The sequence below is a fragment of the Haemophilus paraphrohaemolyticus genome (genome assembly GCF_002015045.1).
Classification (GTDB): Bacteria; Pseudomonadota; Gammaproteobacteria; order Enterobacterales; family Pasteurellaceae; genus Haemophilus_A; species Haemophilus_A paraphrohaemolyticus.
In genome coordinates this window covers 34,530-43,181 of sequence record NZ_MUXX01000017.1, presented here as the reverse complement: position 1 = coordinate 43,181, position 8,652 = coordinate 34,530, and the positions used below count along the sequence as shown (strand labels likewise).

At 40.7% G+C, this 8,652-nt stretch carries 12 protein-coding genes; 5 read left to right on the top strand and 7 right to left on the bottom strand.

All coding sequences use genetic code 11. The features are described from left to right. The first annotated feature begins 80 nt into the window (after nucleotides 1-80). From aroQ to B0184_RS08795, 3 genes are all read left to right on the top strand, one after another. A complete protein-coding gene (aroQ, locus tag B0184_RS08805) occupies nucleotides 81-518 on the top strand; it encodes a type II 3-dehydroquinate dehydratase (protein ID WP_005707922.1) in 438 nt (145 codons plus the stop codon). Between the two features lie 73 nt (nucleotides 519-591). Next, entirely contained in the window at nucleotides 592-1,374 is a 783-nt protein-coding gene (locus B0184_RS08800; protein ID WP_005707925.1) for a glycosyltransferase family 32 protein, read from the top strand. A gap of 244 nt (nucleotides 1,375-1,618) precedes the next feature. Then, entirely contained in the window at nucleotides 1,619-1,846 is a 228-nt protein-coding gene (locus B0184_RS08795; RefSeq protein ID WP_078177674.1) for a hypothetical protein, read from the top strand. Between the two features lie 36 nt (nucleotides 1,847-1,882). On the opposite strand, the gene B0184_RS08790 is transcribed toward B0184_RS08795, so the two are convergent. The 7 genes from B0184_RS08790 to mdh all read right to left on the bottom strand — a co-directional run bounded on the left by B0184_RS08790 (nucleotide 1,883) and on the right by mdh (nucleotide 7,026). Next, a complete protein-coding gene (locus B0184_RS08790) occupies nucleotides 1,883-2,548 on the bottom strand; it encodes a 7-cyano-7-deazaguanine/7-aminomethyl-7-deazaguanine transporter (RefSeq protein WP_005707916.1) in 666 nt (221 codons plus the stop codon). Nucleotides 2,549-2,676: 128 nt separating this feature from the next. After that, a complete protein-coding gene (artM, locus tag B0184_RS08785; RefSeq protein ID WP_005707918.1) occupies nucleotides 2,677-3,342 on the bottom strand; it encodes an arginine ABC transporter permease ArtM in 666 nt (221 codons plus the stop codon). Next, a complete protein-coding gene (gene artQ / locus B0184_RS08780; RefSeq protein ID WP_039851003.1) occupies nucleotides 3,342-4,013 on the bottom strand; it encodes an arginine ABC transporter permease ArtQ in 672 nt (223 codons plus the stop codon). The genes artM and artQ overlap by 1 nt, the downstream gene beginning before the upstream one ends. Before the next feature lie 3 nt (nucleotides 4,014-4,016). Beyond that, on the bottom strand, nucleotides 4,017-4,739 hold the full coding sequence (locus B0184_RS08775; protein WP_005707914.1) for a transporter substrate-binding domain-containing protein: 723 nt from the start codon (nucleotides 4,737-4,739) through the stop codon (nucleotides 4,017-4,019). Between the two features lie 29 nt (nucleotides 4,740-4,768). Then, nucleotides 4,769-5,503 carry an arginine ABC transporter ATP-binding protein ArtP gene (gene artP / locus B0184_RS08770; protein ID WP_005707913.1) on the bottom strand — a complete coding sequence of 245 codons (735 nt, stop codon included), beginning with the start codon at nucleotides 5,501-5,503 and terminating at the stop codon, nucleotides 4,769-4,771. Nucleotides 5,504-5,663: 160 nt separating this feature from the next. Continuing rightward, nucleotides 5,664-5,996: a hypothetical protein gene (locus B0184_RS08765; protein WP_005707930.1), complete on the bottom strand. Its 333-nt coding sequence runs from the start codon at nucleotides 5,994-5,996 to the stop codon at nucleotides 5,664-5,666. A 73-nt stretch (nucleotides 5,997-6,069) separates the two neighbouring features. After that, the gene (gene mdh / locus B0184_RS08760; RefSeq protein ID WP_005707924.1) at nucleotides 6,070-7,026 is read right to left on the bottom strand and encodes a malate dehydrogenase; all 957 of its coding nucleotides are present in this window, start codon (nucleotides 7,024-7,026) and stop codon (nucleotides 6,070-6,072) included. A gap of 225 nt (nucleotides 7,027-7,251) precedes the next feature. On the opposite strand from mdh, the gene argR reads away from it, so the two are divergent. Next, entirely contained in the window at nucleotides 7,252-7,704 is a 453-nt protein-coding gene (argR, locus tag B0184_RS08750; protein ID WP_005707931.1) for a transcriptional regulator ArgR, read from the top strand. Beyond that, nucleotides 7,704-8,582 carry a TIGR01777 family oxidoreductase gene (locus tag B0184_RS08745; RefSeq protein WP_005707932.1) on the top strand — a complete coding sequence of 293 codons (879 nt, stop codon included), beginning with the start codon at nucleotides 7,704-7,706 and terminating at the stop codon, nucleotides 8,580-8,582. Before argR ends, B0184_RS08745 begins: the two co-directional genes overlap by 1 nt. Nucleotides 8,583-8,652 lie beyond the last annotated feature (70 nt).

The following is an 8,652-nucleotide window of genomic DNA, read 5'->3' as shown; positions in this document are numbered from 1 at the left end:
ATGTTATCAGGTTGTACCTTTTTTCTGTCCCTCTCCCACAAGGGGAGAGAGTAAAAAAACATAGATGAGCTTAATAAACCATGAAAAAAATCCTCCTATTAAATGGCCCTAACCTCAATATGTTGGGCAAACGCGAGCCACAAATTTACGGCTCACAAACGCTTGCCGATATTGAAACACACCTACAAAATGAGGCGGCAAAACGTGGTTATGAACTAGATTATTTCCAAGCCAACGGCGAGGAACCAATTGTAAACCGCATTCACCAAGCCTTTGGCAACGTGGATTTTATCATCATCAACCCTGCAGCGTTCACCCACACCAGCATTGCTTTGCGAGATGCGTTGTTGGCGGTGGCAATTCCTTTTGTGGAAGTGCATCTGTCCAACGTTCACGCCCGTGAACCTTTTCGCCATCACTCTTATTTGAGCGATGTCGCAAAAGGCGTGATTTGCGGATTAGGTGCAAAAGGGTATGATTACGCGCTTGATTTTGCGATTTCACAGTTGGAATCGTAGGGTAGGATTTATACCACCAAAATTATTGAAATGTTAATCAGTGGGATAAATCCCACCCTACAAGAGAATAAAAATGTCAGTCAAATACGAAAAATTTATCGTGCTATGCAACGGGCTTTCTCGCTTGTTGGGCAACATTGTGAAAATCTCGGGCTATCCGTTCCACGCCCTATTTCCGAAAAAACGCTTTACCATTCCAGAATTTAGCCCTGCGAAGTTGAAGACCTCTCGTCAAGACAAAATTAACCGCACTATTTGGCAGACCAACTATTCCAACAAAGTGACCTTGCCAATGTATTGCAACTATTTGTTCAACCGCTTGATGTCGCTCAGCTACGATTACCGCTACGTCAGCACCGAAGCACGCGAAGAATACATTAAAGCCCACGCTGAACCACACGTTTTTGCCGCTTACAGCCAGCTTACCGATGGTGCCGCCCAAGCAGATTTTTGGCGTGTCTTTACTCTTTGGCGTGAAGGTGGCATTTACATTGATATCGATGGGCATTTGGTTTTCCCTCTCTCACAAATTATTGCAGAGCAAGATTCGGAAGTGCTAATCAAACGCCGAGATAAATACACCAACTTCTTCCTAGCGTGCGAAGCAGGGCATCCGATTATGAAAGCCACGTTAGATTTAATTGTGGAAAATATTGAAAACCGTCGTATTGACGGCGGCGTTTTTGCGATGACGGGGCCAGAAACATTAAATGCAGTGATTGGTACTCAAACGGTAAATACCCGCCGCGACAAAATTACTTGCACTCAAGGCACATTCACTAACGAGCATTTCCAATATATCGACAAACCACGTAGTAAGTGGAATTACAAAAAGAATGAGGAATTGCTCAAATAGGTAGAAATAAAGGCATAATTAGCCAAAAACCAACTCTTTTTGTCCATTATGCCTATAAAATAACCAGTGATATTCGTTTTCTATGGATTAACGCTATAAATTCGCCTATCGCCTTACTTTCCTACACCTTACTGATGGGAATAAACTATCCCATCGTTCGCTTTATGATCTTTCAGTTTGATCTGCTCAACAACAATTCCGTACGTGCTTTGGCAGGTAGTTTGCTCTTTCTTGCCATTTGTATTTGCAAGTTTCGGGAAGAATTTTACCACTTTCTGGCAGTTTGTTTAATGCGTTGGCAATGCCCTTGGCGGTTATCGTAGCGGTATTCACTTTTGCAGATGGGCGTAAGCGGGCGTTTAATCGTCATTTTTTGCTTGGTGCAATATGTTTATTAGGCGGTTCATTTTTCTTTATTTCAGCGAAAACCGCAGGGCAAAAGTTTGAAAAAAGCATAGAAAATGAAATGTAGGGCGAGCAATGCAAGCCCTACAAGCGGTTGAAATATCTATTTCAAATGGAATTTTTGCATAATAAATTTTAGCACCACTCCATAAAGTGGTAAGAATAGCAGCAGACTGACAAAAAGCTTGAATGCATAATCTACCGTACCGATGGTGAACCAATGCTCTGCCATATAAACGTCTTCGCTTTGATAGAAAGCAACTGCAAAGAAGACGAAGGTGTCGATCATCGTACCGAAAATGGTCGAGCAAGTTGGTGCAAGCCACCACGATTTGCCTTGGCGTAGGCGATTAAACACCAAAATATCTAAAATCTGACCTACAGCATAACCGCTGAAACTGGCTAGTGCGATGCGGAATACAAAGAAATTAAATTCGCTTAGTGCGGAGAAACCTTGGAACTGTGTTTCAAAAAACAGCACTGAAATCACATAGCTGATCAGTAAGGCAGGGAACATTACCACGAAAATAATTTTGCGTGCTAGCTCAGCGCCAAATACCCGCACCGTTAAATCTGTTGCTAAAAAGATAAATGGGAATGTGAATGTGCCCCAGGTAGTTGGGATGACATAACCGGTAAAGGGTACAGTGATTTCAAAGGTGCGTTGTACTAAGAAATTGCTGATAGTTAAGATAAAAATATGGAAAAAGGCTAAAAGTTTCAGAGAAGATCGCTTTTGCGGATCAGAAAATGGGATTGGGTAATGCATAATTTTCCTTTTTAGTAGAGATTGGGGTTAGGGAACCCAGAAAAAACAAAGGGCGAATAATACGCCCTTTGTGTGAAAGATCAAGCAATGTTGCAAATTTATGCTAGAAATTGACCGCTTGTAGAAAACTACACTCGCTCAAATGCCAGTACTTTATGTTCCAATTTACGCAACAGCACAGTCATAATGCCAGTGATCACAAGATAAATCGCCCCAGCAATACCGTAAATGCTAATTGCATCATATTCTGTGCCGTAAAGCTGTTTAGCGTAGCCCATAATATCTAAAATCGTGATCGTGGAGGCAAGTGATGTGCCTTTGAAAACCAAAATGATTTCGTTGCTGTAAGAAGGTAACGCTCGTTTTAATGCATACGGGATCAAGATTTTGAGCGTATCTAAACGGCTTAAACCTAATGCTGCACAAGTTTCCCATTGCCCTTTCGGAATCGCTTTTACTGCTCCGTGGAAAAGTTGCGTTGAGTATGCCGCACTATTTAGTGCTAAAGCCAATACTGCACAAAACCACGCATCAGAAAATAATGCCCAAAGTGGACTTTGTGTGAGCCATTCAAATTGACCCGGCCCGCTGTAAATTAAGAAAAATTGCACTAATAGCGGCGTGCCTGTAAAGAGCATCAAATAGCCATTGACTAAGCTTTTCACGAATTTATTTTCCATTGAAAGCAAGAATGTGAAAATGATCGCCAACACAAATGCAATCATTAACGACACCGCCATTAAGCTAAGGCTAGTTGGAATACCTTGTGCGATAACTAAGAAATAATCCCACATTATTTGCCTCCTCGCTCAAAACGAGTGAAACGCAGTTCAAGACGGCGAATAATCATTTGGCTAATCAAGGTAATTGCAAGGTAAATCAATGCTACAAAACCATACCACGTAAAGGGTTGATGTTCGTTAGTGTTGATTAAGTCCGCTTGACGCATTAAATCATCCACTCCTATGAGGGAAACCAGCGCAGTATCTTTTAACAACACGAGCCATTGGTTACTTAAACCAGGCAAAGCGTGTCTCCACACTTGAGGCATAATGATGTGAATGAAAGTGTAACGGCGACTTAAACCTAACACCGCACCACTTTCCCACTGTCCGTTCGGAATCGCTTGAATTGCCCCACGCAGTGATTGTGAAGCATAGGAAGCAAAAATTAAGCTTAACGCCAGCACACCGCTATTAAAGGCACTAAATTCGATGTATTCGCCTGTGATTTTTTCGATCAGCTCAGTTGAACCGAAATAGATTAACAACACGACCAAAATTTCAGGTAAACCACGCATTAAAGTGAGAAAAACCGTGGTTGGTTTGCTGATGCAAGCGGTCTTATTCATCTCCAAACTTACAAAAAGCATGGAAAGTAATAAGCCAACGACAAGCGACGCCAGTGCAAGCCCAAGCGTCATGAGCGTTGCACTGTAAATTAAAGGAAGATATTCGGTAAACATAGCTTACTTGTTTGTCATCCATTTATCGTAGATTTTTTGGTATTCGCCGTTCGCTTTAATAGTTGCTAAACCTTTGTTTAACTCATCTACAAGATCTTTGTTGCCTTTGTTGATCGCAATCCCCAAACCATTACCAAAGTATTTTTGGTTAGTCACTTTTTCACCCACAAAGGTTAAATCCGTTTCTTTTGAAAGCATATCGGCTAATACGGCAGTATCGCCGAAGATTAAATCAATACGCCCATTTTTTAAGTCTAAGATTGAATCTTGAATTGAGTTATACGCTTTAGGAGCGTATTGTTTTGCTTCGGCTACAACATATTGTTGGAAAGTTGTCCCATTTTGTACGCCTACGTTTTTCGCTGTGTTTAAGTCTGCTTTACCTTTTAGGGCAATGAAACTTGCTGAGCTATCATAATAGACATCAGAGAAAAGCACTTGTTTGCTACGTGCTTCGGTGATGTCCATTGCGGAAATTACACCATCAATACGTTTTTGTTTTACCGCCTGCACTAAGCCGTCAAAAGAGAGACTTTTAAATGAGCAGTTTGCTTGGATTTCTTTACAAATTGCATTGGCAATATCGACGTCAAAACCGATGATTTCACCTTTTTCGTTGGTGGTTTCAAACGGTGGGTAGCTTGGTTCCATTGCGAAAGTTAAATCTTTTGCTTGTGCGGAGAAAGTTGCGAATGCAATAGAGGATGCGATAAGTAATTTTTTCATAAGAAAGTCCTTATTAAATGTGTGTTTAATTATTCAGAGTGAGAAAGATATTGAGCAAACTCTGCGGTTTTTGGCTGTTCAAAACAACTTGAATCGCCTTGCTCAATAATATGCCCTTTCTCCATATACACCACTTTGGTTGCTACTTTGCGAGCTACGCCCACTTCGTGCGTCACAATTACCTGCGTGATGCCTGTATTTTTTAATTCCTTAATAATATCAACCACTTGTGCAGTGATTTCTGGGTCTAGTGCTGCGGTTGGTTCATCAAATAACAACACTTGCGGTTGCATCATCAAAGCACGAGCAATCGCCACACGTTGTTGTTGACCGCCAGAAAGTTGTAGCGGAAAACGCTCAACAAATTCGCCTAAACGTAAGCGTTCTAAATGGTTTTTTGCCTGTGTAATCGCTTCTTCTTTCGATATTCCCAACACTTTCATTGGAGCTTCAATCAGATTTTGTAGCACGGTTAAATGGTTCCATAAATGGTATTGTTGGAACACCATTCCCACTTCACGACGTAGTAAAGCGATTTGTTTAGCATCCATTTTTGACGATAAATCAAAGCTGTGTTTTGCCACTTCAAGTGTGCCCTCTTGAGGCACTTCCAATAAATTCAGTGTGCGAATTAACGTACTTTTCCCTGCCCCAGACGGACCAAGCAACACAACCACATCGCCTTTTTCAATATCTAAATTGATATCAAAAAGTGCCTGGTTACTGCCATAGAAAAAATTGACGTGATGAAGACGAATTGCCATTCGTTAAATCCTGTTAAGTAAACTAAATGAATTGAATGAATATTATGAATTTTTGCATAATTATGCAAGAAGTTTTTGAGGAAATTTTTTGAAGGGAAGAATATAAACGCAAAAGCCGAAGGTAATGAACCCTCGGCTAAATATAGGTTAGAGATGAATATTATTCCGAATAATATCTCGAAATTGCCTCTTTCACACCACCATTATTCAAGCAAGCTTCATTTAAAATAGCCATAGAGAAAGTGCCATCATTGCAAATTGCGGTGGATTTCTCAGGTATCATAACAACCTCTTTTTGAGTAGTTTGAGATTGAACAATTGAAGTTTTTCCATTTACATTATCTTCACTAAAGTGAATATTTCTATCTGATGTTTTTGTTTCAGCTGCACCAACAACACTTACATTTCCTTTTGCTACAGAAACAGGTTGGTTGCTACACCCTACCAGCATCATCGTTAAACCAGCTAAACCAAATAAAAATGCTTTATTCATACTAAACTCCTTATTTATTCCATTCAATAATAGAAAAAAAGTTGAAAAGATCAATCCTCAAATATAGGGTAAACTAAGCATTCACAAAGTCTTTGCCTAACTTAATATCCGCTTCTAACACTTCTTCTAATGCTTTTAATTTTTCTTGCTCATATTCGCTTAACTGACCAATTGGTAGCAACTCTTCCACCCCCGTTAAACCGAAACGCACAGGGTGAGCAAAGAACTCTGGGTAGCCACTGTCTTTTTTGCTTTCTACGTAAGCGTAACGAACACAGTCTTCACCTAGTAATGCTTTGAATACTGCTACAGCAAAACGTGCACCCGCTTCTGCCATAGAAAGAGTTGCTGATCCGCCACCAGCTTTAGCTTCAACCACTTCTGTACCAGCATTTTGGATGCGATAAGTTAAAGATTCAATCTCTTCTTGAGTAAAATCAATTTTACGACCTTCAGATAACGCTTGAGAAAGCAGTGGAAGAATGGTTGGACCAGAGTGACCACCGATTACAGGCACTTTCACGGTTTCAGCGTGTTTTTCTTTTAATTCAGACACGAAACTTTTCGCACGCACAACGTCTAAAGTGGAAACACCAAATAATTTACGTTTGTCGTATACACCTTTTTTACGTAATACTTCTGCTGCTAATGGCACTAAAGTATTTACAGGGTTACTTACGATACCAATACAGGCATTTGGGCAAACATCAGCCACTTTTTCGATAAGATTTTTAATGATGTTACCGTTGATGTTGAATAAATCTGCACGGGTCATACCAGGTTTACGAGCTACACCTGCCGTAACAAGCACCATATGTGCATCTTTTAATGCAGCCGCTAAGTTATCTTCGCCTGCATAACCGATGGCTTTTACAGAGGTTGCAATATGGCTAATATCTACTGCAACACCTGGCGTCACAGGTGAAATATCATAAAGAGCAAGTTCTGTTCCCACTGGTAAGCGTAATTTTAACAATAATGCCAGCGTTTGACCGATACCGCCTGCGGCACCTAAAAGGGTTAATTTCATAAGAAACTCCTATTAAATAAAAGAATTTAATTTCAAAATTAGGTTAATTTTAACAGATTTTTACCTAGTAAGGGGGATTTGTTCCGTTGAAAATATAATCTAAATCAAGCTTTTGCAAGATAATGATTTTCTTCACAGAGAAAGTTAACGGAATAAATTGCTTTTTCTGCATAGATACGCAAAAATCTTGCATATAAATTGAATTTTTAATCAAAAAGGAAACCCATGGATAAACTTTCCGAAGCATTTAAAGCCCTGTTAAAAGAAGAAAAATTTGGCTCACAAAGTGAAATTGTGACCGCTTTACAAGATCAAGGCTTTGAAAACATTAACCAATCTAAAGTCTCTCGAATGCTCTCTAAATTCGGCGCAGTTCGTACCCGCAACACCAAAATGGAAATGGTTTACCAATTGCCGAATGAATTGGGCGTGCCGACCACCTCCAGCCCATTGAAAAACTTGGTTGTGGATATCGATCATAATGATCTGTTGATCGTAGTGAAAACTAGTCCTGGGGCGGCACAGTTGATTGCACGGCTGCTCGATTCCATCGGCAAAAGCGAAGGCATTTTAGGCACAATCGCTGGTGACGACACTATTTTTATTACCCCAACGCGTGGCACGGACATCGACGACTTAATGCAAACTGTCCGCACCTTGTTTGAAAGCTCGTTCTAATGAAGATTTTACTCACTGGCGGCACGGGGTTTATCGGCTCTCATTTAGTCCCGCTTTTGCTAGAAAAAGGGCATAAACTCACGCTACTCAGCCGAAAAAAACAGATAGATCAAGCGGTCAAATTTGTGCAAACTCTTGCAAATTTTAGTGATTTAAATGAATTTGATGCCGTGATTAACCTCGCGGGCGAACCGATTTTTGATAAACGTTGGACAGAAAAGCAGAAGCAAAAATTGCTCGACAGTCGCGTGCGACTGACTGCTCAGCTTGCCGATCTCTTTGCCAAAAGCACACTGCCGCCTGCCGTGTTTATTTCTAGCTCTGCCACAGGCTTTTATGGCAATTTACCAACAGACGAATATGGTAATGAAAACACACCTTCAAGCGGTGGATTTACAGCAGAATTATGCAAACAGTGGGAGGCAGAGGCATTAAAAACAGCAGCCACTACAAGGCTTTGCCTTATCCGCACGGGCATTGTACTTTCCGAACAAGGTGGGGCATTAAAAAGAATGCTCCCACTTTATCGCTTAGGGCTTGGAGGGAAATTAGGCAATGGCAAACAGCATTGGGCATGGATTGCATTAAAGGATTATTTACGTGCCCTATGTTTCTTATTGGAAAATCCGAACTGCGTTGGGGTGTATAATTTCGTTTCGCCTTATCCTGTGACCAATGCGGAATTCAATTGCTGGATGGCAAAGCGGTGTCGTATACCTGCATTCTGCCACGTGCCTGCTTTTGTATTGAAATGGCTACTTGGCGAACGTTCGGCAATCTTGTTGGATAATCAACCACTTGTACCAACACATTTGTTGGCGGATGGGTTTGGGTTTAAATACCCTGATTTGAATTTTTTAAATATAAAATTTTCGTAAATTTATTAGCTAATTTCTTCGCCTTTGCTTCTGCCAAATCTCCCTACCCCCTCTTTGTGAAATGGTAGGA

What these genes read in the sequence shown, in the direction of transcription:
- B0184_RS08790 (WP_005707916.1), bottom strand. Translation starts at nt 2,548, where the DNA reads ATGCATTACCCAATCCCATTTTCTGATCCGCAAAAGCGATCTTCTCTG.
- B0184_RS08765 (WP_005707930.1), bottom strand. Translation starts at nt 5,996, where the DNA reads ATGAATAAAGCATTTTTATTTGGTTTAGCTGGTTTAACGATGATGCTG.
- artQ (WP_039851003.1), bottom strand. Translation starts at nt 4,013, where the DNA reads ATGTTTACCGAATATCTTCCTTTAATTTACAGTGCAACGCTCATGACG.
- mdh (WP_005707924.1), bottom strand. Translation starts at nt 7,026, where the DNA reads ATGAAATTAACCCTTTTAGGTGCCGCAGGCGGTATCGGTCAAACGCTG.
- argR (WP_005707931.1), top strand. Translation starts at nt 7,252, where the DNA reads ATGGATAAACTTTCCGAAGCATTTAAAGCCCTGTTAAAAGAAGAAAAA.
- aroQ (WP_005707922.1), top strand. Translation starts at nt 81, where the DNA reads ATGAAAAAAATCCTCCTATTAAATGGCCCTAACCTCAATATGTTGGGC.
- B0184_RS08800 (WP_005707925.1), top strand. Translation starts at nt 592, where the DNA reads ATGTCAGTCAAATACGAAAAATTTATCGTGCTATGCAACGGGCTTTCT.
- B0184_RS08745 (WP_005707932.1), top strand. Translation starts at nt 7,704, where the DNA reads ATGAAGATTTTACTCACTGGCGGCACGGGGTTTATCGGCTCTCATTTA.
- artP (WP_005707913.1), bottom strand. Translation starts at nt 5,503, where the DNA reads ATGGCAATTCGTCTTCATCACGTCAATTTTTTCTATGGCAGTAACCAG.
- artM (WP_005707918.1), bottom strand. Translation starts at nt 3,342, where the DNA reads ATGTGGGATTATTTCTTAGTTATCGCACAAGGTATTCCAACTAGCCTT.
- B0184_RS08775 (WP_005707914.1), bottom strand. Translation starts at nt 4,739, where the DNA reads ATGAAAAAATTACTTATCGCATCCTCTATTGCATTCGCAACTTTCTCC.